This is a genomic window from Paenibacillus provencensis (genome assembly GCF_042678545.1).
Taxonomy (GTDB): domain Bacteria; phylum Bacillota; class Bacilli; order Paenibacillales; family Paenibacillaceae; genus Paenibacillus; species Paenibacillus provencensis.
This window is the reverse complement of the sequence record NZ_JBHTKX010000001.1, coordinates 1,423,537-1,447,416: the sequence shown is the minus strand read 5'-3', so window position 1 is coordinate 1,447,416 and position 23,880 is coordinate 1,423,537. Positions and strand designations below refer to the sequence as shown.

The 23,880-nt window shown below is 39.0% G+C and carries 21 protein-coding genes, 2 pseudogenes and 1 other annotated feature; of the genes and pseudogenes, 2 read left to right on the top strand and 21 right to left on the bottom strand.

The window, feature by feature from the left end:
* Window positions 1–40: 40 nt before the first annotated feature.
* The 5 genes from ACFQ3J_RS06950 to ACFQ3J_RS06930 form a co-directional block, all read right to left on the bottom strand.
* Complete coding sequence (locus tag ACFQ3J_RS06950; RefSeq protein WP_170862398.1) at window positions 41–1,921, bottom strand: alanine--tRNA ligase; 1,881 nt, start codon at window positions 1,919–1,921, stop codon at window positions 41–43.
* 110 nt (window positions 1,922–2,031) lie between these two features.
* Window positions 2,032–2,275: a binding site (T-box leader), on the bottom strand.
* Between the two features lie 783 nt (window positions 2,276–3,058).
* Entirely contained in the window at window positions 3,059–3,958 is a 900-nt protein-coding gene (locus ACFQ3J_RS06945; RefSeq protein ID WP_091156532.1) for a CPBP family intramembrane glutamic endopeptidase, read from the bottom strand.
* Between the two features lie 105 nt (window positions 3,959–4,063).
* Complete coding sequence (locus ACFQ3J_RS06940) at window positions 4,064–5,236, bottom strand: hypothetical protein (protein WP_091156535.1); 1,173 nt, start codon at window positions 5,234–5,236, stop codon at window positions 4,064–4,066.
* A 528-nt stretch (window positions 5,237–5,764) separates the two neighbouring features.
* Complete coding sequence (locus tag ACFQ3J_RS06935; protein WP_139236966.1) at window positions 5,765–6,547, bottom strand: hypothetical protein; 783 nt, start codon at window positions 6,545–6,547, stop codon at window positions 5,765–5,767.
* 764 nt (window positions 6,548–7,311) lie between these two features.
* Window positions 7,312–7,704, bottom strand: coding sequence for a hypothetical protein (locus ACFQ3J_RS06930; RefSeq protein ID WP_091156539.1), 393 nt, complete (start codon window positions 7,702–7,704; stop codon window positions 7,312–7,314).
* 438 nt (window positions 7,705–8,142) lie between these two features.
* Here ACFQ3J_RS06930 and ACFQ3J_RS06925 point away from each other — a divergent pair, with 438 nt between their 5' ends.
* The gene (locus ACFQ3J_RS06925) at window positions 8,143–8,694 is read left to right on the top strand and encodes a TetR/AcrR family transcriptional regulator (protein WP_244533179.1); all 552 of its coding nucleotides are present in this window, start codon (window positions 8,143–8,145) and stop codon (window positions 8,692–8,694) included.
* A 491-nt stretch (window positions 8,695–9,185) separates the two neighbouring features.
* Here the strand turns inward: ACFQ3J_RS06925 and ACFQ3J_RS06920 are convergent, their stop codons facing one another.
* The 13 genes and pseudogenes from ACFQ3J_RS06920 to ACFQ3J_RS06860 form a co-directional block, all read right to left on the bottom strand.
* Window positions 9,186–9,440 carry an RHS repeat domain-containing protein gene (locus tag ACFQ3J_RS06920; RefSeq protein WP_170862478.1) on the bottom strand — a complete coding sequence of 85 codons (255 nt, stop codon included), beginning with the start codon at window positions 9,438–9,440 and terminating at the stop codon, window positions 9,186–9,188.
* A gap of 179 nt (window positions 9,441–9,619) precedes the next feature.
* Complete coding sequence (locus tag ACFQ3J_RS06915; RefSeq protein WP_091156544.1) at window positions 9,620–10,159, bottom strand: cysteine hydrolase family protein; 540 nt, start codon at window positions 10,157–10,159, stop codon at window positions 9,620–9,622.
* Window positions 10,160–11,102: 943 nt separating this feature from the next.
* Complete coding sequence (locus ACFQ3J_RS06910) at window positions 11,103–11,579, bottom strand: GNAT family N-acetyltransferase (protein WP_091156546.1); 477 nt, start codon at window positions 11,577–11,579, stop codon at window positions 11,103–11,105.
* Window positions 11,580–11,629: 50 nt separating this feature from the next.
* Window positions 11,630–13,723: a preprotein translocase subunit SecA gene (locus ACFQ3J_RS06905; protein WP_091156549.1), complete on the bottom strand. Its 2,094-nt coding sequence runs from the start codon at window positions 13,721–13,723 to the stop codon at window positions 11,630–11,632.
* 332 nt (window positions 13,724–14,055) lie between these two features.
* Window positions 14,056–14,610: a DUF4825 domain-containing protein gene (locus ACFQ3J_RS06900; protein WP_091156550.1), complete on the bottom strand. Its 555-nt coding sequence runs from the start codon at window positions 14,608–14,610 to the stop codon at window positions 14,056–14,058.
* A complete protein-coding gene (locus tag ACFQ3J_RS06895) occupies window positions 14,610–15,281 on the bottom strand; it encodes a hypothetical protein (protein WP_091156553.1) in 672 nt (223 codons plus the stop codon). Before ACFQ3J_RS06895 ends, ACFQ3J_RS06900 begins: the two co-directional genes overlap by 1 nt.
* Window positions 15,278–15,628, bottom strand: a complete 351-nt coding sequence (locus tag ACFQ3J_RS06890) for a PadR family transcriptional regulator (RefSeq protein WP_091156556.1) — start codon at window positions 15,626–15,628, stop codon at window positions 15,278–15,280. Before ACFQ3J_RS06890 ends, ACFQ3J_RS06895 begins: the two co-directional genes overlap by 4 nt.
* Window positions 15,629–16,133: 505 nt before the next feature.
* Window positions 16,134–17,135, bottom strand: coding sequence for an NADP-dependent oxidoreductase (locus tag ACFQ3J_RS06885; RefSeq protein WP_091156558.1), 1,002 nt, complete (start codon window positions 17,133–17,135; stop codon window positions 16,134–16,136).
* Window positions 17,136–17,230: 95 nt separating this feature from the next.
* Window positions 17,231–17,563: an ArsR/SmtB family transcription factor gene (locus ACFQ3J_RS06880; protein ID WP_244533180.1), complete on the bottom strand. Its 333-nt coding sequence runs from the start codon at window positions 17,561–17,563 to the stop codon at window positions 17,231–17,233.
* Window positions 17,564–17,622: 59 nt separating this feature from the next.
* Window positions 17,623–17,832 (bottom strand): annotated as a pseudogene (locus ACFQ3J_RS06875) (hypothetical protein); the annotation flags it as partial.
* Between the two features lie 220 nt (window positions 17,833–18,052).
* Window positions 18,053–18,247 carry a hypothetical protein gene (locus ACFQ3J_RS06870; protein WP_379293266.1) on the bottom strand — a complete coding sequence of 65 codons (195 nt, stop codon included), beginning with the start codon at window positions 18,245–18,247 and terminating at the stop codon, window positions 18,053–18,055.
* A 658-nt stretch (window positions 18,248–18,905) separates the two neighbouring features.
* Window positions 18,906–19,003: pseudogene (locus ACFQ3J_RS06865) on the bottom strand (IS200/IS605 family transposase); the annotation flags it as partial.
* Window positions 19,004–19,248: 245 nt separating this feature from the next.
* A complete protein-coding gene (locus ACFQ3J_RS06860; protein ID WP_091156563.1) occupies window positions 19,249–19,578 on the bottom strand; it encodes a winged helix-turn-helix transcriptional regulator in 330 nt (109 codons plus the stop codon).
* A 104-nt stretch (window positions 19,579–19,682) separates the two neighbouring features.
* Between ACFQ3J_RS06860 and ACFQ3J_RS06855 the strand changes: the two genes are divergently transcribed.
* Window positions 19,683–20,066 carry a RidA family protein gene (locus ACFQ3J_RS06855; protein WP_091156565.1) on the top strand — a complete coding sequence of 128 codons (384 nt, stop codon included), beginning with the start codon at window positions 19,683–19,685 and terminating at the stop codon, window positions 20,064–20,066.
* 727 nt (window positions 20,067–20,793) lie between these two features.
* Here the strand turns inward: ACFQ3J_RS06855 and ACFQ3J_RS06850 are convergent.
* Genes ACFQ3J_RS06850 through ACFQ3J_RS06840 form a run of 3 tightly spaced genes read right to left on the bottom strand, consistent with a single transcriptional unit; the run spans window position 20,794 to window position 23,406 of the window.
* On the bottom strand, window positions 20,794–21,579 hold the full coding sequence (locus ACFQ3J_RS06850) for an ABC transporter permease subunit (RefSeq protein WP_091156567.1): 786 nt from the start codon (window positions 21,577–21,579) through the stop codon (window positions 20,794–20,796).
* Window positions 21,572–22,474, bottom strand: coding sequence for an ABC transporter ATP-binding protein (locus ACFQ3J_RS06845; RefSeq protein WP_091156570.1), 903 nt, complete (start codon window positions 22,472–22,474; stop codon window positions 21,572–21,574). The genes ACFQ3J_RS06850 and ACFQ3J_RS06845 overlap by 8 nt, the downstream gene beginning before the upstream one ends.
* A gap of 5 nt (window positions 22,475–22,479) precedes the next feature.
* The gene (locus ACFQ3J_RS06840) at window positions 22,480–23,406 is read right to left on the bottom strand and encodes an ABC transporter ATP-binding protein (protein WP_091156573.1); all 927 of its coding nucleotides are present in this window, start codon (window positions 23,404–23,406) and stop codon (window positions 22,480–22,482) included.
* Window positions 23,407–23,880 lie beyond the last annotated feature (474 nt).

Below are 23,880 nucleotides of genomic sequence, written 5' to 3'. Positions count from 1 at the left end.
ACTCATAACGTTGTTACAAATGGCAATCCTAAAACATCAGCTATTGTTCCGCGTTCTGGAAATATTTATTAATTACTCCTTTAATCCTTCTAACTCCAGCAGCAGAAGATTGTTCTTTTTTAATACTGAACTTTCCTAAGTTTGTTGTATCTTCTACATGAGGTCCTCCACATACTTCTCGACTCCAAACTTTCCCTTCGTTATCTTTGATTGTATACACCTTAACGATATCCGGATATTTATCCCAAAAATTCCCTTCAACATTACTTTCTTTCGCTTCAATTTTAGGCATCTCTGAAATATAGGTAACTGCTTTTGATAAAATCGCATCATTCACATACTTTTCCACCTCAGCTATTTGCTCTGGCGTAAGTTTTTCATCATGATTGAAGTCAAACCGTAATCGTTCTGAAGTAATATTACTTCCTTGTTGATGAACATGATCACCTAAAACTTCCCTTAAACCAGCAAGTAATAAATGAGATACCGTGTGCAGCGCTGTTGTTTCTGTTGAATGTTCAGCTAATCCACCTTTAAATTTACCCGCAGAAGCAGTTCTGCTCTTTTCAGCATGTTTCTTTGCCGCCTCTATATAAGACGCCTTGCCCTCCACGCTATATCCATTTTCAGTTAGAAACTCTTCCGTCAACTCCAAGGGAAACCCATATGTTTCGTAAAAATAAAAGGCATCCGCACCTGTAACTTTACCCTTATTCTTAAGATGTTTTTGTATTTCAATTTCTCCTTGTTGTAAAGTTCTATAGAAAAGATTTTCTTCCTTATTTACTATTTCGATAACTTTCTTTTTATTACCGATCAAATCTTCATAAGCTGTTGCTTCATCTATATAAACTTCAGACAACTCACCCACAAAACTTCCTTGTATACCTATTTTTTTACCTGCACGAATCGCCCTTCTTAATAACCTTCTTGTTATATACCCTGCATCACTATTAGCTGGCTCCGCACCATCATTAATTAGAAAAGTAGCCGCTCTCACATGATCAAGTATGATTCTAAACGACTTTAAATCGTCAGTATATTGTTTACCACTTAACTCCATCAATTTTTTCTTGGGATTAAGGAAGAAAGCCGTATTATAAATATCCTTGTCACCATTAAGGGCTGTTGCAACCCTTTCTAATCCGCCTCCATAATCAATATTGGGATTTTGCATTTTTACAAATCCTGTGTCTTCTTTTTTGTAACACATAAATACGTTGTTCCCAATTTCTAAAAACCTCTCGCTTACAGAAGCAGGATGATCCAGTGAATCACCGCCTGGTTCAAGATCATAGAACATTTCACTATCAGGCCCACCCGGTTCACCAACAGGCATATCCAATGGACTTCCGGCTCGGCTCCACCAATTTTCTTTTTCATCGTATAAGAATATTTTCCCACCTCTAGATGCCCCATATTGATAGGGATCATCTTCAATGATAGGTTCTATACCAACTGATTTAAATTTTTCTGACCAGATTTGAATGGCTTCCGTATCTTTCTGTATATTCAAATCATCACTTCCTATAAAAGCACTGATATACAGCCTGCCAGGATCAATTCCTAATTCGATAATATGCCAATTCCAAATGGCATCGATTTGCTTTTTCTTATAGTTATTTTCATTTGCTTCAAACTCCCATCGACCTATCATTTCAAAAAATGTCAGATGCGACGTATCTCCTACTTCATCAATATCCACTGTCCTTAAACACTTCTGAATATTAGCAATCTCATTACCTATCGGATGCTTTTCCCCCAATAAATATGGAACCATAGGTTGCATTCCACTTCCTGTAAACAACGTTGAGGGATCATTTTCTGGTAACAAGCTAGAAGAGGGCACTTGGCTAGCCCCTATTCCTTTCATAAAATCAATATATGACTTTCTTAAGTCATCTGGTGTCATTTTCACCATGTTCAATACCTCCATTTCAATTATTATTTATTCTCGGAAAATTATTTTGCAAATAATTAAACGAGAAGAAATAAAACAAAAAAAGCCCTGAGCTGACATATTTCTTGTCAACTTAGGGCGAACTATTATGTCCGTGTTACCACCTAATTTCAGATTTCTCTGCACTCTATCAATACGGGATATCTCCGATATTGTTTCCTGAATAACGGTGGAACTCCGTTGAAGCCTACTAAGATTCCTCTGTTCGGTTCACAGCTCCGAGACTGCTTCACTATTAGATCAATGAAGATTCGCACCAACCATCTTCTCTCTGTGAGATCCCTAATACCTACTATTTCTCATCATAGCCTTTTCGTTTTAAGTTAAACCAATGGTATCACACCCAACTTGCTCCGTAAATTAACATTTTTGTTAAATTATGAAAAGGAAGAAATTAGTTGATCTGCCCTTTTCTTTGAAGGTTATTGCTTGTTAAAGAGATAGGATTCATTCGTTGATAAACTTCACAAATTCACTTTTCAGCCAATGCTGATTGGTTATTGATCCAGAAGGAATAGGTATCCACCAAAACACAATTCGTAAGAACCAAGAACTTTAAACCAACACTGGGTGTGCTTCTGAGAGAGGGAATTGCTGAACAATTACCTGGAAAGCGGTCAGCAGGAGGCCTTCCGTCAGCCTTTGATTTGTCCAAAGCAGTTCGGTAAGAAACTTGTTCGCAGTGGAGCCTCACTAGCCATAACTGCCGTGCTTTTATATTCGCAATTGAAAACGATTGAGAATCAAAATTATCTCTACAACATGGAATTTATCAATTTGACTTTCATAATAGCATTTAAAGGCATATTACATTATCAATTGTTTTCACTTTGTATTATTTCAAAAATTCTTTTTTTATATATGCCTCAACAGTTTTTTGAAGCTGCTTATGCTCATAATTGCCATTTTTTGTGGTGTGCAAGATTTCATTGATTGAATATTCATTTTATCTAATTCATGCTGATATGGGCATTCATAGTTAAAATGTTCCACTTCTTTGGCTGCTAAATGCTAAAACTCAATCCTGCAAGATGAACTGCTCTTTTTAAAGGTGTGGTAATCCATTGAAATTAGAGGAGCATTTCGAGTAAAAAACAATCAAAAATACAATAACTTTAGGATAAACACCCCGACGGATGCAACAATAGGGACAATCCACTGTACCGAGGAACTCATTTTCTGCTCTTTTTCCTTCTCTCCTGGCGGGTCAAATCGGCTTAAGAGCCATTTGCAAATAAAGAAGCAAATTATTGATGCACCCAAGGTTAGTAAAAGGATACCCGCACCGGGACCCTCAGGTCTCGAAATTCCCTCAAGCATATCTCCGCCCTGTAAATAGGAACTGAGCACATAAACCGAATTGGTCAACAAATGAACGATGATCCCCGGAATGATGGAGCCTGACTTGATCACCAGCAGTGAAGAGACAAAGGCCGCTCCGAATAATTCGATCAGCCTGTAAGGATTATCGTGGAAAATAGCGAACAAAAAAGAGCTGGCCGCTGCTGCAAACCACATTCCACGCCATGCATATCCCGTTATCAGCACTCCCCGGAACAACAGCTCTTCGCAAATCGGCGGGATAATTCCAATACTAACCAATAGGATAAATAAAGAGAGCAGGGAATCCGCAACCGGATAATGCGATGTCTGATAAGGAGCGCCCAACCATACAGAAAAAACCTCGGTAACCTGATGAAAAAACAATAAAATAATTTGACATAGGGCGTAGATTAGCAGTGAAAGCATAACATTTTTAAATGAAACTCTATGAAGTCTGAACACGGTAATAAGAGATATTTTCCGATACCGGCACCATAATACGGCGGGGAGCACGTTCAGTCCGATCTGCCCTACGGCAACATAACCCATAAATAAGTATAGGTCCTCATGGTGCCTATTCCCTTGCCCGCTCATCCATGCAGACAGAAGGATCCCGGTGACATAGGAAACAAAGAATATCCAGCCTGCACTCTTCATTGTTAGTTGGTTATTCATTTTATTTGTACCTTTATACGCTTTGTAGATAGTTCATCCTCCTTGCTGCAATACTGCAAGATCAAAGTGAGCTTGAAAATCCATATCTAAACCTTCTTTCTATTATTATTTGACTAGCATCTTAAAATCGTAAATATGAACACTATCTTTTCCGATTTGCTCTTTAATGCCCTTTACGGGTAAGATGGATTTTTTTTCACCATCCAGTGTATAAGTTTCGATTATATGATCTCCGCTCTCTTGATTTTTCCTGAAAAAGTACACAAGATTGTCGGTAAAATGAACTTGCTCATCTTGAAGCATAGAAGTTCTCGTATAGTTTTCAAAATGGAACTTTTTATTCAAGGACTCTGCTTCAGGATCATAAGCATAGACATCACCGTAACCGTCCGCATAATAGATCAACCCGTCGTGAACATGAATGCTGTCCTTGTTATAAAGGAAATAATCTGAACTATAGCCGGGGTAACTCTTTAATTCATGTATCTTGGCATCAGAAGGTTCTTCAGGGTTAATCTCCAATAACTTGAGCTCAGCATTACCTAACGACGAGTCTGAGAAAATACCTAAAAGCCGATCCTTATACGGTATAAAGCGAGTGAACATGATTCTTGCATCTGACTCCATACTGGTTAATTCTACCGGGTCGCTCTCCGTAATCTCGCCATCGGAAAGCGTCACTCTTCGGAAGTTTAATTTCTCCGGATCTACTGAATCTCCGCTGAACAAATAAATGAATTCATCGTCATTCCCAAATGTCTCAAAAAAACTCCCAATCTCCCCACAGTAGTTGCTCTTTCCATCGCCCCACCTGATTTTGGAGGTATAACCGCTCATATCCTCGGTGAAACCGACATTAAATAATGAATAATGATAGCCGGGTCCTTCCAATACGCCCGAAGATTGACCGTACCCGGACGGCGCATTACAATCTTGAAACTCAATCCGGTTGATTTCGCTATCTGCTTGTATTTCTACCAGTTCGCTCTTTTGATGAAGCAGCAACTTATCCTGATAAGGAATGAGCGAATTGAGTTCCAAACCTCTATCCTTGACCACAGATATGCTCCCGTCATCTTTAACAAGAAAAAGATAGCTAATTCCAGAGCCTAACCCCTCTCCAGCGACGTCCGTTGAGTATAGAATAGAAGCTACAGCCTCTGAATAGGTCACTTTCTCTGTTTCCGGAGCCTGATCTCCAGAACATGCCGCAAGCATGATGACGAGCAACAATAGAACGCATAAGAGTATAATTTTATAGCTTGGCAGGTTATACATTGTTTGAAATCTCCTTCGACTGTGTTAAGAGTGTGATTCATCCCCGGTAAAAGGTCCCGAACAACTTTGGCAAGTTAGCAACATTATGCATATGTACTGTATTGTGAATGGTACGAGGCCAGGACACATGTACTCCTGACCTCGTTATGGAAGTACAGCCTTTGATCCCGGCTGCTTCGATCAGTAAACTTGAATATCTTAAACCGAAGACGCCGAAACCGTAATCCTTGTCTAAATCAATGCCGGTAGGTGGATGTTGCTGTATCTTTATTCGGTTTTGCTTTTCTAACCTTCCGGGACATTTGCAAGTAATTTAAAGTTGTCATTTTCTTTTCCTGAATCAATTTCAAAATACCTTTAGCTGCTTAAATCAAGAGTATATATAGATCAAAATGATTTAATTTGTCTATTATAGTTTCGAATCCACCTTTTTAATGAGTTATGAAATTGATTCACCTATGTCTGTTTTTTGGGTGTGATGTAGAGTAGATTGCACTTAAGATGATTAGAGGTTATATAGCGGTTACATTAATACACTTTGATGTCATATACATTGGCATGATCACGAATGTCATTCGGGTAGACACCTGCTCCCTTATTCTTGTCTAGATCGATACCGGCTTTTTGTTTAAATGAACACCATACGAGCTGTGAGCAATTGTACTTAGGTCCACCGCAGGAACGGTTGACCGCAAAGTTGCTGTTATATCCGTTGCCTTTTTTGCTGTATGCCCAATTCGCAGCATTACTATCTTCGGTTAGTGTAGTAAGAGAAGTAGACATGACTCTGGATCCCTTCGCTACTTTGCGATTTGCAACTGAGGCTGTTCTTATTCCATCATCAGGATTGGCTGCCTCAATAATCGTCGTTGTAGTATAGTACATTCCGATATGGCCATGGGTGAAACCCCAAGTTGCCGCCGGCTGGTAGAAGAAGGTGCCTTTACGGCTTTGAATTAGTTGATAACTTCCATCATTTCCATTGTTAGAGAATGGATTGATTTGACTAGAATACAGGGAAACAGCCGCTTTATCTTTTTCAGGAATCTCCGTTATTGTTCTCATGGGCTCGATCGCTGCTTTACTAGTCTGCAATTCTTTCAAAATCTGGTCTGCTGCTTGATCCTGAGTAATTCCTTCTTGATCGGAATAATCTGAAAGGCTCTCTTTCAATTCTTCCTTGGTCAGTCCATTGCCATGCAGTGAAATGATCTGATCCAGCTTGTCTACCGATTCGGCTCCAACGGCTTGAAAAGGAACGGTTAGCATTAATGCCATGCTTAGCAAAAATCCTGCAATTCTTTTTCTCATAAATCCTTCTCCTCCAAACAATGTCATATTGAAAATCTTCTGGCCAGATCAATTTTCATACCTGAATATAATAGATTGATGACTAGAAGGTCAATCCTATTTTTACAAATATTTGTAAATTATTTCTCGTTCTGTATTAGTTATATTATATTAATGTAAAATCAATCAAACGGATGATCTATTTTATTCAAGGCAGAGAAAATGTAATTTAGTAGGGAAAATTGTAGAACTAGCATGAATAATGTCTTCAATCTTTATTTTTCGCATTTATGATATACTTATCGCATTATTAACAGATTAATAATCTCTTGTTTTTTTCATTAATGTGTAGATATCACTTCCATGCAATGATTAATTTACTAACTTTGAATACTAGAGAAAAGAACTAGAGAAAAAGTCTGCTTAGACAAGCCCATCCTCATCAAATCCTACGCGAGCTTTTCCCTCATTCCATGGTGTTTTGGAGGTCGTGGGAGAACCGTTTTTATTACGAGGTCAAAGCCCCTAAAGCCCCTGCGTTCTCCCGGCTTCCCCCATCGTAAAACGACCACAAAAAAAGGCCAACCAGTAATTACTGGCTAACCTGATAATACGAAAAGCAGCTAAAATAGCGACTTTCAATGGGATAATGTACTTGTCCTCCGACAAAAAGCCGTCCTTTTTTAATTTAATGTCTCCCATTTGCCTAATGACCTGGCATATATGATAAAGTTCATCTTAACGGGTCTATAAGCGAAAAAAAGGAGCCATCTTTGATAGTTTTTTTACAAGTCATAATGTACTCCGGTTAACTTCTCGGATAGTAACCAAAGTTTTTCAGCAAGCTGCACATCCAATGCCTTTTTGGGGAAGTCTACAAACTTCGGTTTCTTAGCCTTTAGAGGATTCATTCCTAGCCCTACATATATATCTCCGGTGATTGTCGAATCCGTCGCCGCAATAAGTGATGGCCAAGATGATTGATCAGGAGGAGTTCCGAATATTTTCATTAATAACAGTCCGAATGCTTTGGTTCCCTTCGGTGCGTTTCTCCCGATTCCTGTAGGACTTGTACCAGGATGTACTGCTATAGAAGTGATACCTTTCTTCTTCGCACGTCGATTTAATTCTCGGGCACACAGTATGTTTGAAAGTTTCGAGCGATTGTATCCTGCCATTGGTCTATATTTCTTGTCCATTTTTAAATCAGAAAAATCTATCTCAGATTAAATTGATCACCGAAAAATCCCATGACGAAGGATAAAATCACGAACAAAATTCCGCCTATGTAGTACCAGTTTCTGCTATAGAATTTCATAATAGCCTCTCCTTTACTTTAATGTTATCCAAGAAATCATTCCATTTTGTTTAAGGGATAGCGATCGGGAATTCCTAGTGGACCAATAAGGCCATATAGTAAAATCAAAAATAACGCCAATCCGACAAATAGAATGCCTCCGATGTAATACCAGTGTTTCAATAAAACCTCATCATTATCACTCCAACTAGTTTAATCCAACAACATGTCGTGTTATAATTTTCATTATAAAATACACCACGAATTCATCAACCGACAATAAAGCAACTTTTGTCGTTTTATTTACGAAAAGAGGATTTTGTATGAAAAAAAACCTGAAGTCACTGCTGTAACAAAAGAAAAACTGATGGCATCATTTTGGAAGTTTTATTGGGAAAAAAAGATTGAGAAAATAACAGTAAAAGAAATAACAGATGAAGCTGGGTACTATCGCAGCACGTTTTATGATTATTTTATTGATATTTATGATGTCCTTGAGCAATTGGAAACACGACTTATCCTTACACTAAAAGAAAACGTTCAGAATAGTCTCGTAATGAAACAGCAGAAAGATATAATTGAAATACTTGCGAATATGTATGAGACTCAAGGAGAATATTTAAGTATCTTATTAGGAAAAGGCGGCGACCCCAATTTCCACCAAAAATTAAAAGAATCGCTTCGGCCTATGTTGTTTCATGAGTTTGGATTATCAAAAAACGATGTGTACAATCAACTAATTTTTGAGTTTGGAATTGCCGGCATTATTTCTACCATTGGACACTGGTATGATAATGAGAAACCAATAACTAATGAGCAGTTGGCCATTTTAATTCGTTCAATGTTGATGAATGGTACCACTCCTCTCTAAGCGTTCCAAGAGTGATTTATTCGAACGATTCTATCCCGCCCAATAGCTGAACAAACTGCTGATCAAGCCGGCAGGGCGATTATAATGAGAACGCATTGTTATAATTCGAGTCTTGACATCACACTTCAAACTGCATGGATCTCTTTAAATCGGAACTAAAAAAATCAGGGTATCTCATCGTCACTTAATGACTTATGAAATACCCCAAACATTTATTTGAAATTTTCAAACTGAGATTTAAGCCATGTCTGATTCTGCACTGCAATAAATAAGCACTTCCACAAGTTCTAAGTATAGATCCGTATTGTTTTTGACGCTATTTGGGTGAATATGTGAATACTCTTTCCCGATACATCAAATTCCTTTGATCTTTCTGCAATATTTCGATAGGAAATTGTTTTTGAATCTCTAAGCAAAGAATGAATTGATTTAACACCAAGTTTAAAGATTCTACTTTTTGATTCCTCATTATTTTCTATTAACCATGGCATTCAGTTGTTGATCTTAATTTTTGTCTCATAACGATCATCCTTTTGAGTCTTTGTTTTGTTTCCATTTGAATCATACTCATAAACGTAAGAGTTACCTAAAACATCAGCTGCTTTGATGATATTCCCTTGAGAATTGTATTTTAATTCTCTGGTTTGGTCATTTGCATAGATTGTTTTGAGTAAATTACCGTTTGCATCATACTCCATCTTTGTTTCTTTACCATTTGCATCAGTAGCTTTAATTAACTTATACATAAAATGCCCCCAAATCGGGGGCATTTCCCCAAACAATGTTGCATTTTCAATGAGAATCGTCCCTCTTCCATCAAACATATGTACCTATCGAAATTGACTGATTTTTTAGTGGGACAATTATATGAAAGCAAAGCATCTTCTCTGCTGTATCTCCAACAAAAACATAGATGGATATTTGTTTATCTTGAAACCGACATTATGATATTCTGAGTATCGCTTAAAGAAACAAACCAGTTTTGTAGAACCATATTATGGTGTGAAATGATTTGATCTGCACTTAAAAAGGAAGAGTCCGCGGTACTGTGGGCATCTTTTACTAAAATAACGTCATATCCCAAGCTAAATGCTCTACGACATGTCGAATCAACACATATCTCAGTCTGAATTCCCGCCACAACCAGTCGATTAACGTTAAGATGAGTTAAATGTGATTCAAGGTTGGTACCTTGAAATGAATCTGGAAAGTCCTTTTCTATTTTCGTATCTTGAGCTAACAAGGGTAAGGCGGGATGAAGACACCACCCTGAAGATGTTTTTGAGGTAATCGTCCCTAATTTCCCATTATGCTGAGTAAGTATGACTGGAATCTTACTTATGTGGGCCCAAGTAATAAGTTGCTTGATATTGGTTAATAATTTTTCACTGTTATGAATAAAGAGAGGATCCATAAAAGATCCGGTTTGTACATCTACGATCAATAAAGCTGGCTTATGGATCATAACTATCCCCTCCTCATCTTCTTCATTAATTTCTAGAGGTTAGAATTGCCCGTAATCATAATTATATTCATCATTTTTCACACTGAAAGATCGACAGTGACTATGTAATCGAAGCAGACCACACAACAACGAAATGTTTCAACAGGCTAATACTCTTATTCCTCGACATTCAAGGTCATACATACAATTTTACTTAAGTACGGCAGAAAAAGCAGATTTTTCATAAACGGAAAAATTTAAATTGTCAGCATAATGGAAAGTCCCTAGTGACTTCTAAATGCTACAATGATGAACTCAATACAAATACCTAATGTCATCCGTTGTGTTTCCATTCCGAGTAAATTGGAAAAAGCTTTTGCGGGGGACGCTACGTCACCATCTATAAGAGGCTGTTCAAAAAGCACCATTTCAGTTTAAAGAGAGCAGCATAAAAAAATGTTGAGCGACCAATATTGGAAATGAAAGGGAGATCAGCATAGCGGGCAGTCACTTCTCATCCCGATTCCATTTCAGTCGCTAAATTTGAACAGACGTATCCCCTGTGCCGTAATGATCCTTTTTTCGATTATGCGTGGAGACAATTTTACGCTGCCAGAGGCAGCGAGAGTTGCTCGACCTGCATTTCTTGCAGCTGTTTGAGGGTTGCCACATGATTCGGGGGCAAAACTGTTTCCCATGCGCAATCATCCGTTCAATTAATCGAAACGCATCCCGCAGGATGAACCAACCTGATAACATTGCAGAAGTAACAACAATATCGCTAAGACTTAATTTGTTGTAAGATGTTGGAGGTTCATTTTTCGTCTGCCCTTTTTCAGAGTATTTTCTCAATTCCGAATTATATATTCTACACGCCTTCGTGCTGTCCTGATCGTTATTTTTAAAAAAAGAACAGCTGCCGATCGGCAAACTGCTCCATTCTATTTTGAACTAACGTTTCCTGTTAGTTCAACCTAAACTCCATTTTTCTACTCTTCGTTGTCATCCCGAATGATTCATAAAATAAAATTGCAGCAGCATTGTTCTCCGATACCCCTAATTCAATACTATCAACTTTCAGACTTCCTCCGAAATCAATTACATATTGCATAAGTTTCTTTCCAACGCCCTTATTTCTGTACGTTTCGGAAACAGACAAACTATTTATATATAAAATCTTTCTCGCATTAACAAAAGAATTTTCAATTATTTCTTCTTCTTTCGTCACAACCAGGCCGATTATTTCTAAGCCTATGGTAGCAACAAAAATATGCTGTTTGGGATCAATCAGCTGGCATAAGAAGAATTCCTTCCCGACTGGAGTTGAGTTTTTTTTGTACAAATCGGGTCTTTCAAAAACGTGGAGATCATGAATCTGCCTAAATAAAGGCAATAAAGACTCGTAGTCATCTTGATGAGCGTTTTTGATAGATATATCCATATATTAATGCCCTCAGCTAACGATGAATTGAGTGTTCGCTCTCGTCCCGATTATAATTTTCCCCACCCAAATATCGGCCTTAACATTTTGCGAATATAATAAGCAAATACGGTCGTGGTAGTCCATGAGCTGCGCTTATTCTGTATGTATTGATCGTTAATAATATACGTCCGAGTGGAAGTAGGATTCTTTAGACCGAACATTTCCCACTTCGCTGGATCATCTGAACCTTCGAGCTTTATAAGCATATTCGTAGACTCACTATTTACTTTAGCCGGAATTTGCTCGTATGCTCGGGTGATTTGCGCATGAAATTCGTCGATCGGATTACGGCTAGCAAGGCTCTCCAGATGAATACCTTCGCGAAGGTAAGAAACGTATTCTAGATGGTCAGCCCAGAACTGGTCGATATAAAATAGCCTTACCCGCTGCTCCGAAGGGCTCATCGGCTTCTCGCCTTTCAAAATTCTGAGTCTCTCCTCGTATAGAATTCGCCTCTGATCCTCCAACATATCCGAATAACCGTTCAGTTCCTTTTGTATATCGAAGTTTTGGCCCATAATAACACGCTGAATATGGGCGATTTTGCTGTGGAGTACCGGCTCTTCGAGAGCTTCATCCTGCCTGGGCTTGCGAATCATTTTATCAATGCCAAACCGAAGCAACAACTCATCCTCCAAGCTTACGAAAAATACGGAAGCTCCGGGGTCGCCTTGGCGGCCGGAACGCCCGCGCAGTTGGTCGTCGATCCGCACGCTTTCGTGCACATGTGTACCAATCACGTACAATCCGCCTAACTTGGCGACAACTTCTGCTTGCGTGGGTTTGCCACCCCCTAGCCGAATGTCGACGCCGCGTCCCGCCATATTCGTAGATACCGTCACCGCGCCAATTCCTCCTGCATTGGCGATAATCCTGGCTTCTTCTGCGTCATTTTTTGCATTAAGTACTTGACAAGGTACGTCGGCAATCGCTAGCGCCTTTGCTAGTATGTCAGACTCCTCAACGCTTGAAGTGCCAATTAGAATTGGACGTCCCGTCCTATGAACGGACGAGATTTCGTTTACAAGTGCCTTAAGCTTGGCTTCTTTATGGGTATAAATCCGGTGCGGATGGTCAATCCGTATGTTTGGACGGTTCGGTGGAATTTGCACTACCTGCAGCGAATAAATATCTTCGAATTCTATTGCGGAAGCGTGCGCAGTAGCCGTCATTCCGCAAATCTTCGGATATAGGCTTATGAAGTGTTGAAGGGTAATCGTACCGAGAATTTTCCCGCCGGATTTTAGCTGTAGTCCTTCTTTGGCCGCAAGCGCGGCTTGCAGCCCTTCCGCTTTGGTAGATCCCGCTTCATTCAAATATACATTCCGCATAAACTCGTCGAAGTCGTAATGCTCATATTGAACGATCTGCTTGGCCACTTCTGCGAAACAAGTGCCCTCGCTTATGGAAAAGCCCGGCTCGCCGGCAATGACTAGCGGCACCCGTGCTTCGTCCAGAAGAAGCGAATCCGCTTCGTCGACGATAACGTAGTGGAAGGGACGATGCACGGTTTGGGCTTCTCCCAGTGCAATCGTGTCGCGCAAATAATCGAATCCCGCCTCTTTAGCCGTAACATAGGTTATATCCGCGGCATACGCTTCTCGTTTCTCGGACAAGCTCATGCCCGCTTGGACCGATTTTACCGTTAATCCGAGAAAACGATAGATCGGACCCATCCAATCCGCATCCCTCTTTGCCAAATAATCATTAAAAGTCAGCACATGAACACCTTCGCCGGTCAGCGCATTTAGATAAGTAGGCATAACCGCAGAGAGCGTTTTTCCTTCGCCCGTATGCTGCTCAATTAAAAATCCCTCGTGCAGAGCGATGGCAGCCATGATCTGGACAGCGTAGGGCTGTAATCCAAGCGTTCTCTTCGCTGCCTCGCAGACTAGCGTATAGGCATCGACCAGCAGCTCGTCCAAAGGAGTACCCGATTTTGCTTCCTTTTTCAGCCTGAGAGATTCTGCTTTTAACTGCTGGTCGTCCCATACTTCCAAATTCCCTTTTCTAATGAGTTTCGCTTTGTCCTGATAGATCTTCAGCTTGTTCTGAGTTTCACGGTTATTGATTTTTTGTATCAACTTGGCGGCTAAATTCATCGGAATTTGATCCCTCCTCGTATATATACCCGACTCTAAAGTGGCTAAAGTATACTCGAAATCTATAAACAATAGCCTTTATATCTCATACAATTACAAAACTTTGCCCTTATCCTTTTCTAAATTAGATACGCTATCTATACCATAAAGTTCCAACATGGAGCTGTTCTACAAATACTGAGTTGTTAGCCCAATAAAGTTAACCTAACAGATAGCTTAATGAAAAAGAAGCAGCTGCCAACCGGCGAACTGCTCCTTCTATGTTGAACTAACGTTTCCCGTTAGCTTAATCTTTGCACTCTAATCTAATTTCATAGATAATAATCAATCATTTAAAACAACGTCTTCATTCCCATATCCACGTATTTAGAATCTTCTAATTTACTTTGAAATTCAGTTCTCCATTTATTAGGTGAATTAATTAATGGAGAGTCGGCTTGCCCCTGCCACATTTCTACATCTTCTCTAGATACTACATACGATAAGTCAGAAAATGTATAACGAATCTCCTGCAAGTTATCAATTAATGCAAAGGTTGCTGTTGCATTATATATTAATGAACGTTCCATCAGTTCTGGTGTGATGTCAGCAGTAGAAGATTTATATAATATATTTGCTGTCAGCGTATCAGGAAAGAGTTCAAGTTCACTCTCAATATTGCCTAGAGGAAGAGAATGAATTAAACCCGATAAATTCCCCGCATTACCCATGTATTTATTTTTATATCTGATGGATTCTTCAATATTGTGAGTTAGGGGGTCAGTCTGTTGAGCTGCATAGACTTGATCTTCGCGTTCCATTCTCGGCAATAAGATTCCATAAACGGTGACAAAGAGAATAACCCCTATCGTTGCGAGAACAAAAATCGCTGTGTTTTTTTTATTCATTAAGATTCACCTACCATATGTTTTTGTTTTATTTTCAATGAAGCTTGGAACAATAATGGAATAATACCAGTAATTAAGGGCCAAATATAATGAGTTGCAAGAACTGCAAACTGATAGGGTCCTAGTATCTGGATACCTCTTCCAAACCATATATCGCTTCCAAAATGGACAGCTGTCGTGAACAACGATTGGATAAGGAAAAATACAGTCCAAATAGCCCAAGCTATATTGCGATGACGCTTATTCGAGACATCATGAGAAATAGCTACAACTTTATTATTTTGATTTGAATTAGTATTCATAAGATAACTTATATAACAGACTGCTGCCAAAATCGGCAGAATGACGCTTAAGAGAATACCTGCTTGTTCGATAAGACTAAAAGGTATAGTTACAACCCAGGCAATTAAAAAATAGAGCGCTGCGGTTTGAAGAAGTTCCGCTTTGTATTTACTCACGTAATATGGGAAATGTCCTTCCACCAAGCCTTCTACACTCTTGATGCTACTTTTTGCTTCTTGTACTGCAACTTCGTATTCCACACCATGTGCTGTCAAATCATCTACTTTGGCTTGAAGATTGCTTAGAATCTCATTTCTAAGTTCTTGCACTTGCCGAGTCTTTTTATATCCGGTAAATAAATGGTCCACATATCTTTCTAATTTGTTCATTTTGCTCCCCCCTCTGATTCAATTAATTGATCAATTAGCTTTTTGGCGTTTTTCCATGCTAAGAGGTTATGTAAATATACTTCATGACCAGAAGAAGTAATAGTGTAATATTTACGCCTACCTCCATGGCTTTCATCTCCCCAGTACGATTTTATGTGACCATGGGATTCCAATCTTTTGAGGCTCGTATAAAGTGATGGTTCTTTTAATTCATACTGGCCATAACTATATTTCGAAATAGCTTTTATAATTTCATAGCCATAGTTATCTCCTTCGGTTAAAACACGTAAGATGATCGTATCCATGTTACCGCGAAGCAAATCTCGGCTGATACTGCTTTCCGTCATTTTGTTCACCTCCACATACATCGTACCACATATTACTATGTAGTACAATGTAATATGTGGCGAGATGCAATTTCATCTTAGAATAAACTATAACTACTACCGGTTTTCTGTTTAGTAATGACTGCCAACAAAAAAAGTAACTAATTGCTTTGATTGGCAGTCCTGGTGCAATGCTTTTTTAAACTAACCTGCCCGTTAGCTTAATGAAAAAAGCTGTAAACTTCAGTTAGATATCTATCTAATCGGTAATCGGTACAAGTTCTTGTCCTTTGCTCGGGACACGAACATGTACTGAAAAAACAAAAAAGCCGCTTAATTAGCGACTTTCAATGGGAATATATTCTTGTCTCCTGACATGTGTCAAATAGTGTTTGTACCTCTATTACAACAAACGTCTTACACAACTGCGAATCGACCGTTCAAGGTTACCGCCAGCAACCTCGAACAGCCGCCGAATCATAGATGGTGAACATGTTCGCATACGTAGTTAGTATAAACATAGGAGTTACTTAATTTTAATAACCACCTTTCCTTTGGCACTTCCGCCTTGGAGGTACGAGAATGCTTGCGCAGTCTTTTCCAAATGATACACCTTATCAATAACTGGCTTAATGTGGCCTCCTTCAATAAATTCTTTTAAAATCTTCAGTTGTGTTCCACTCGATTTCATAAAAAGGAAATGATATCTTGTATCGTACTTCTTCTCAAGCGCTGTGATCTTTCGGCTCACGATGGACAAAATGGCTGTTTTCATCCAACCTAACTTTGTTTCTTTGCCAAATCTTGCGTTTGGCATGCCGGAGATGGATACGATATGTCCACCTGGCTTTAGAACTTGGAACGATTTTTCCAAAGCAGTTCCTCCAAGAGTATCAAAAACAGCGTCATATCCGGTAAGCATTTCTTCAAAGTTATCTTTTTTATAATTAATGATCAGATCTGCGCCCATCGACTTGACCAACTCATACCCTTTCTCGCTGGCTGTTGTTGCAACAAAAGCTCCCATCAATTTAGCCAGTTGAATGGCGAACGTCCCCACACCTCCTGAACCTGCGTGAATCAAAATTTTTTGGCCCTTTTGGAGATGCAAAATATCGGTAAAGGCTTGGTAAGCCGTAAGTCCAACCAGTGGAATAGATGCAGCTTCTTCAAAGTTTAGATTCTGCGGCTTTAACCAAATATCTTCCTCATGTACAGCAATGTATTCCGCCAATGTACCGATACGGCTCTTGCGTGGTCTACCATAAACTTCATCACCGGGTTTAAATGCACTTACCCGTTCACCAACCTTAACGATGACCCCGGAGAAATCATTGCCTAATATTAGAGGAAAAGAGTAACTCAACAGGAGTTTTACTTTCCCTTCCTTAATTTTATAGTCGATAGGATTTAGGCTGGCTGCATGAATTTCTACTAACACATCATGTTCTCCGATATGAGGCATTGGTTGTTCAGTCAAAACCAAGGGAACATCTTTCCCATATTTCTCAATGGTTATAGCCTTCATTTAATATCTCTCCCGTTATGATCATTAGTTTAAACGAATGAACCAAAAGAACAAAAATAATCTGCTCTACAGTATTCACTTAAGTCATTTTCTAGTCACTGAGGCCAAGTGCACTCTGCTTCAATGACAGTAATCAAGTTTTTCAGTTGTTCCAGCGGTTTACGGACAGTTAATATATAATAATTTTCTACGCCCTTTTTCTCGGATTGAATAAAACCAGATTGTTTCAGCACCTTCAGATGATGGGAAACAGCTGGCCTAGATAAATTGATATGACCTGATATCGCATTTACATTAAGTCCCGATTTGTTCTGTGCCAGCACCATAATAATAGCTTGACGGTTTTCATCAGTCAGCACTTCCAACAACGGGATGGACTCTTTGAATTGTTGTAAAACTTGCTCGGTTCCCTGGCTCATACGATCCATCCTTTTCGCTCATTCGTTTAATCACTTAAACATAATTATAACTACCTGTATAAAAAAATCAAGCGTAGTGCCATTGCGACTGGAATACCACCCATTTCTAGTCCCACAAAAACCTCGGTTCCAGAGGGAATTAGCTCTGACAAATGTTCAAGTAAGGCGGGATTGGATTCAAACAGATATTTATCAAAATAATAGTTTGATTCTTTTCCAGATCTTACACGGATCCATCGTTTCCTTGACCAAGAGTTGGAGACTAATCTGAATATTATCTTAAGAGAAAAAGAAGCAGCAGCCAACCGGATAGACTACAACTTCATTCGATATACCCCAGCCTCACCAAGAAAATCTTTTCTGGTCAATCCATTTTCTCCAGGCAATATCCGATAATTTTATCGTACCATCATGTGAAATAATGAAAATTTTTTATAGCTTCCCCGATCCAATCTAATAACTCCTTAGCATATCCTTCAAAGATAAAGATATCTTGTTCTATCCTATTAATCCCTTCTTTCCAGCAATCCAAATTGAAATCAAGAATTTCAATATCTCCTTCGACCAACAAATGGAGAAATAATGAAGTCCACACCATTTTTTTATAATAGTTGCCGTCTCAATTGTACGTTTAGTTGGACTGACAAGAACTAAATCTTCAGGATCAATTTTTATTTCATTTCGTAGCTGCATTACTTGGAATTTACCGTACTCTGTAAGACTAGGATGCAGAGTATTTAACCGATTTGGATAATCGTTGAGAATTCTATGATTGTATTGAGCAATCCTGCCCGTTAGATTAATGAAATTCCATGAAAACACAGTTAGATACTTATCTAATCGGTAATCGGTACGGCTCGGGACAAGAACTTGTACCTATAAATAAAAAGCCTTCAAAATAGCGACTTCCAAAGGGCCTATGTTCTTGTCCTTCGACATTTTTTGAGGTGTTAACGTGTCAAAAGTAAGAAGATTGTAATCTTATAAAAGTTTACTTTCAATTAAAAAATGGGCAAATGCCCTCTTATTTCCCGATTAGCAAGGCCACAAAGAAAGACCATGCTGTCATTGTGAAGCTAAAGGAGATAAACATTCTGCTTCCTGTTGTTCTCTTCTCGCTCAATAGAAGATAAATAGAAATGAATAGAAAAATTGGCATGAAAATAAATCCATAAGCCACTGCCACATCTTGCATTCAATCACCCAAAATATTAGATACTTTGGACATGATACTGGAACTATTTATATAAGTCCATGGATAATATTATCAAAACCATTACAATATTAAACAAGTAGGAAAGGAGATGAGATTATCTTTAGTTGCAAATTTTTTCTATTAAGTCTCTTCTCACTTGAATATAATTTCTTTCCGTCTATACTTCGGGGTGAATACAATGTGGCATTTGCACATTACTTTGTGTGAGCTAGGCTGTAGCTCTTGTTTGCCATCTAAGACCATTCCTTTTTTGAGCCTGAACATCTAATGCCGTCTTTTATACCAAACGCTGCAGAATTCTATACCTGTACCGGACGTAATAAGGGCGTAGAAAGGCAAGCCAATCCGTTTAAGCTCCTTCTTGTTCATGCCGATGCTGTCTTAAGAAAATAAAGTCTTAGACTACCGCTGAATCATTGAACTAACGTCTCTCGTTAGCGGAATGATATCGACACATTCTTGAATTATCCTCCCATTTCTAGGATTGATTTTTCATTCCCCACTCACATAACTCTTCCAAAACGGGTAAGAGTGTTTTTGCTTTATCTGTAAGACTGTACTCGACTTTAGGGGGAACTTGAGGATACTCTTTCCGTTTTACCATACCGTCATTCTCTAGTTCTTTCAGTTGTGCACTCAATGTTTTATAAGTAATAGCACCTATCCGCCTTTTCAGGTCATTAAAGCGAACCGTTTGGTTTTCTGCCAGAAGGTAAATAATAAGCAATTTCCACTTGCCGCCAATCACAGACAAGGTGTAACCAAAAGGTGTCTCTTTAATATTACCCTTATAGTCAGCCACGCTCATGTTTACACTATCCTTTCGGGTAGTACCTATCAAAATAGTGCGTACTACATAATAATTTGTGCTCAGTTTATACTGATCTTACTTTGAAGTAAAGGGTGAAATAAATGACCAATATTAAAAGCTTTAATCACGATCTTTGGGATCACGGGATCACCCAAGGTTACAGTGTCAACGGTACCATCTACATTTCGGGACAATTTTCTCACGATATGGAGGGCGTATTCATTGGCGAGGGAGATATCGAAGTACAGACACGGCAGACGCTGGAAAATCTTGATCGTGTACTGGCGGGATTTGGTGTCACGAAGTACAATCTCGCTTATGTGGAGATATATCTAACAAACGCGCAAGAGCATTCCGAGTCAGTCGTCCATTTGTTCAAAGAATACGTGGAACAACATCGGCCGGCCGGCAGTCTTATCGGCGTGACTTACTTAGCGTCACCTGAGCAACTGATCGAAATTAGAGCCGTCGCACACACGGACTAACCCAGCACGGCTGCCGGGGAAATGTAGTCCAAAAAAACGAACAATATTTCCCCGGTCATTTCGGAATTAATTATAGACGAACTACCAGTTGATGATTTAACCAAAATTGAATATCTATTAGGTAACGCCATGATCATTGTTACAAGGAGAAGCAGTTGAGATTACAAACTAGCTCATATTCATTAAAGGAATATACTTTGTCGAACTGGGAATGAGCTAGCCAATTGCCCGATTCCCTCTAATTTGCTCTCTTCTCGTGAGTTCTTTTTCTTGAACACAAGTCAATTGCGGTATCGACGATGACATTTATCCCTGCCTTTGCGATTTACTCCGACAGCGTACTATACCCGGAGTAACACAGTTATAGAAATAAAAATACGAGTGATGAGCCCATATACCACCCCTCGACATTTGAAGAGTAGTTCTATCCTCTCAACACAAAAGTCCATATTGTTGATTGAATTAGGAATAACGGACGCACTAAGATTTAATTAGAACGACAATCAACACGTTGTTCAATAATTAATCCTATATCTGTTCATAAACATTCATAGTCATAGTCCTCTTCCCTTTCAATTAACGATGACATGCGAAAGTAAGTATATGCATTAGTTATTATAAGATCATTATAAAAATACACCCCCTTAAATTCATCGATTAGACCCGAGGGTTTTTCAATGTCTATTTTAAGGGGGGGGGCTTTAAGCTCATGTTACAGATCCAAACTTTACAGCGGTAAATCCTTTTTCATAAAGACACGCATTCCGAGTATATAAAGCGCAAGTCCAACAACCGCAAGAATGATAAATTGAATGGAGTAACTACCACCGGTCGTAATCGCATTGGTGTCGAATAACGTGTTCAGAGATACATATTTCAATCCTTCTAAGCTGCTATCCACATCTCCCATCAACTTCAGGAGGAAAAATGCCATTGGTATTCCCGCGCCAAAAGCCAAAGAGTTCTTCGTGAGATTGAATAAACAGGAGAAGAAGAACGAAATCCCGCTAGTTGCAAACATTAAGAGAAACAAACCTAAGTTAAGCATAAGATATTCCGTCATGTTGATGTCAATCTCACTTTGGAACACATTGATCGATACAATACCAGAAACAGTAACAATTAAAAACATGACAATAAGCGACATAACCAAGTAAACTGCTTGAGTCCGCACAACGGTACTTCTTTTGGTAGGTGTAGACAACAAGTATGCCATGGAACCTCGATCCACTTGTGATGCGATCAGACTGTTAGCGGTCATAATGATGAATACAATCGGTATGAGAACACCCTGAATGCCATAAAAGGTTTTGGAAAGCATCCCTAGGAAAGTGGCATCTCCAAGCAGACCAGCAAGCGGTGTATCCTTTACCATACCAGACATGTCCGTTAGGGTACTTGGATTGAATACCGCAATTAGAGCAACATGAAACACGGTCATGATCAACGTGAAAACAATCCACAATTTTAAGTTCGATTTGAGTGTTTGTTTGAAGATTGGTTTGCTAAACATTTGCTCTTTCCCCCTCATATAAACCGTTGAAATAATCAGCAAGCGTATATTTTTTCTCTACTATAAATTTGATGGGGTAATCTTTTAGTGTTGTAAACAGCAAATTGATATCCCGATCGTTTATTTTAATGAGTACTTGGTTCTGACTCTCTCGTTTCTCCGTGAACTGGAATGGTTCAGATAAGAAACGTTCATAATCCTTAGGCGTAAGAAATTCGATCTTATACTCTTTGTTTTCATTATGCTTAACCTCAACCGTTGGCTTGACCGCTATTAATTGTCCTCCCTTAATTAAGGCAACCTTGTCACACGTATGCTCTACCTCCTCAAACATGTGACTCGACATAAAGATCGTCTTTCCTTTCTTCTTCTCTTCATTGAGGATATCAACGAATTGTGATCTCATAAGGGGGTCGAGTCCCGTGGTTGGCTCATCCAAAATCAATATCTCAGGGTCGGCCATTAATGCTGCGACGATCGCCGTTTTCTGTTTCATTCCTTTAGACATTCTCTTTAAGTTGGCTGTAGGATCAAGCTGTAGCTTCTTTATAATGCTTTCAGCATACGACATATCTTTTAAACCCAAAATTTCTGCTTGTCTCTTCAGAAACTCTGTTCCTGTAGGGGCATCGGGAAATGCAATTTCTCCGGGTATATAGCCGATCATCTTTTTGATCTCAGCAGATTCAGTCCAACAATCCATTCCATTAATGGTCACTGTACCGCTTTTCGGTTTTAAGAAACCCATCATATGGCGAATGGTCGTCGTTTTACCGGCTCCATTGATTCCAACAAATCCAAATACCTCGCCTCTCTCAATCGACAGGTTTAGATTAAACAATCCTCGCCCTTCTCCAAAGTCTTTAGTTAGATTATTAATCTCGATAAATGGCATTAGGATCATCCCCTCCCGTCTGTGTTGGTGTTGCGATCATAAAACTTCATGAAATAATCCTCTAGTGAAAATTTTATCTCTGTAAAAAACTTCACTTCATAGTCTGCGATGAAAGAGATAAAATGGTTAATATCCGCATCGTGGATACGGAGTGTCGTTTGACGTTTACTTGGGATCAAAGTAAGCACCTTAATCTTGGGCTCAGCTTTTACTTCCTTATCAAAACGATGAAATGAGTCCTCTGTTTTAAATTCAATTTCATAGGTTTTTATTTCACTATGGCGTAAATCATTCGCCACGAAAGAAGAAATTAATCGACCATCCTTAATAATCGATATCTTGTCGCAGGTTGCATCGATTTCCGAAAATATATGACTCGATATCAAAATGGTTTTGCCTTTTTCTTTTTGCTCTTTAATGAAATCTATAAATAAATTTTGCATAATGGGATCCAAACCACTTGTAGGTTCATCAAGCACAAGCACAGATGGATCATGCATAAACGCTGTAACGATAGCTAGCTTCCGCTTCATGCCGAGCGACATCCGCTTCAAGCTCCCACTTGGATCGAGTTCAAACTTCTTAATCAAGGATTCCGTGTGGGACATATCCGTGATACCACGTAATTCAGCCATCATATTTATGAATTGAGTCCCCGTAAGAGACTCTGGTAAAGCAATCTCACCCGGTAAATACCCCAGCTCCCTTTGAATATCTCCCGCGCGTTCCCAACTATTAAGGCCATTTACTAAGGTTTTCCCTTGTTGTGGACGGGAAAAGCCCATGATATGCCGGATGGTCGTCGTTTTCCCAGCACCATTCGGACCTAAGAATCCGTAAACTTCTCCTTTTTCGATACTAAAGGAGACATCAAATATACCTCGATTATGACCATAATCCTTGGTCAAATGCTCAATTTCAATGACGGGCACTATGTTATCCACCCTTTCTGAATATAATAATCGAAAACAAACAACGTGTTGTTTATCTCTATGTATTTTATTATAATTACAAAACAAAGAGTCAACAATAATCAATAATGTCTATTGTGCTGGATATCCAACACCATTTGAGATTGTGTACGTTTTAAAAAAAGGAGTGAATTAGTTTTGCGAGAACAGGATAAGGATTTACGAATTATTCAAACGAAGGAACTCATTCGAATAGCACTGATTTAATGGCAAAATGCCAAGAAGAAATTTTGGCTGACATGGCTAATATTGTTGAACAGAACTTTACCAATATGAACCGTAAAACAACAACGGATGGAGGAAGAAGCTATTCGCTGAACAGCAGTAGTTTCAAAGATATTTTACTGCCTTAAGGCTTCAAAAGGTATAGCACCTACATTTAATATAGCGTTTCGAGCAGAGACCCTTCTCTTGCTGTGTATTCTTGAATGATAC

Bases quoted from the DNA above. Each gene is read 5' to 3' on its own strand.
- ACFQ3J_RS06950 (WP_170862398.1), bottom strand. From the start codon at position 1,921: ATGGTGAAAATGACACCAGATGACTTAAGAAAGTCATATATTGATTTT.
- ACFQ3J_RS06945 (WP_091156532.1), bottom strand. From the start codon at position 3,958: ATGAATAACCAACTAACAATGAAGAGTGCAGGCTGGATATTCTTTGTT.
- ACFQ3J_RS06940 (WP_091156535.1), bottom strand. From the start codon at position 5,236: ATGTATAACCTGCCAAGCTATAAAATTATACTCTTATGCGTTCTATTG.
- ACFQ3J_RS06935 (WP_139236966.1), bottom strand. From the start codon at position 6,547: ATGAGAAAAAGAATTGCAGGATTTTTGCTAAGCATGGCATTAATGCTA.
- ACFQ3J_RS06930 (WP_091156539.1), bottom strand. From the start codon at position 7,704: ATGGCAGGATACAATCGCTCGAAACTTTCAAACATACTGTGTGCCCGA.
- ACFQ3J_RS06920 (WP_170862478.1), bottom strand. From the start codon at position 9,440: ATGTATAAGTTAATTAAAGCTACTGATGCAAATGGTAAAGAAACAAAG.
- ACFQ3J_RS06915 (WP_091156544.1), bottom strand. From the start codon at position 10,159: ATGATCCATAAGCCAGCTTTATTGATCGTAGATGTACAAACCGGATCT.
- ACFQ3J_RS06910 (WP_091156546.1), bottom strand. From the start codon at position 11,579: ATGGATATATCTATCAAAAACGCTCATCAAGATGACTACGAGTCTTTA.
- ACFQ3J_RS06905 (WP_091156549.1), bottom strand. From the start codon at position 13,723: ATGAATTTAGCCGCCAAGTTGATACAAAAAATCAATAACCGTGAAACT.
- ACFQ3J_RS06900 (WP_091156550.1), bottom strand. From the start codon at position 14,610: ATGAATAAAAAAAACACAGCGATTTTTGTTCTCGCAACGATAGGGGTT.
- ACFQ3J_RS06895 (WP_091156553.1), bottom strand. From the start codon at position 15,281: ATGAACAAATTAGAAAGATATGTGGACCATTTATTTACCGGATATAAA.
- ACFQ3J_RS06890 (WP_091156556.1), bottom strand. From the start codon at position 15,628: ATGACGGAAAGCAGTATCAGCCGAGATTTGCTTCGCGGTAACATGGAT.
- ACFQ3J_RS06885 (WP_091156558.1), bottom strand. From the start codon at position 17,135: ATGAAGGCTATAACCATTGAGAAATATGGGAAAGATGTTCCCTTGGTT.
- ACFQ3J_RS06880 (WP_244533180.1), bottom strand. From the start codon at position 17,563: ATGGATCGTATGAGCCAGGGAACCGAGCAAGTTTTACAACAATTCAAA.
- ACFQ3J_RS06870 (WP_379293266.1), bottom strand. From the start codon at position 18,247: ATGCAGCTACGAAATGAAATAAAAATTGATCCTGAAGATTTAGTTCTT.
- ACFQ3J_RS06860 (WP_091156563.1), bottom strand. From the start codon at position 19,578: ATGAGCGTGGCTGACTATAAGGGTAATATTAAAGAGACACCTTTTGGT.
- ACFQ3J_RS06855 (WP_091156565.1), top strand. From the start codon at position 19,683: ATGACCAATATTAAAAGCTTTAATCACGATCTTTGGGATCACGGGATC.
- ACFQ3J_RS06850 (WP_091156567.1), bottom strand. From the start codon at position 21,579: ATGTTTAGCAAACCAATCTTCAAACAAACACTCAAATCGAACTTAAAA.
- ACFQ3J_RS06845 (WP_091156570.1), bottom strand. From the start codon at position 22,474: ATGCCATTTATCGAGATTAATAATCTAACTAAAGACTTTGGAGAAGGG.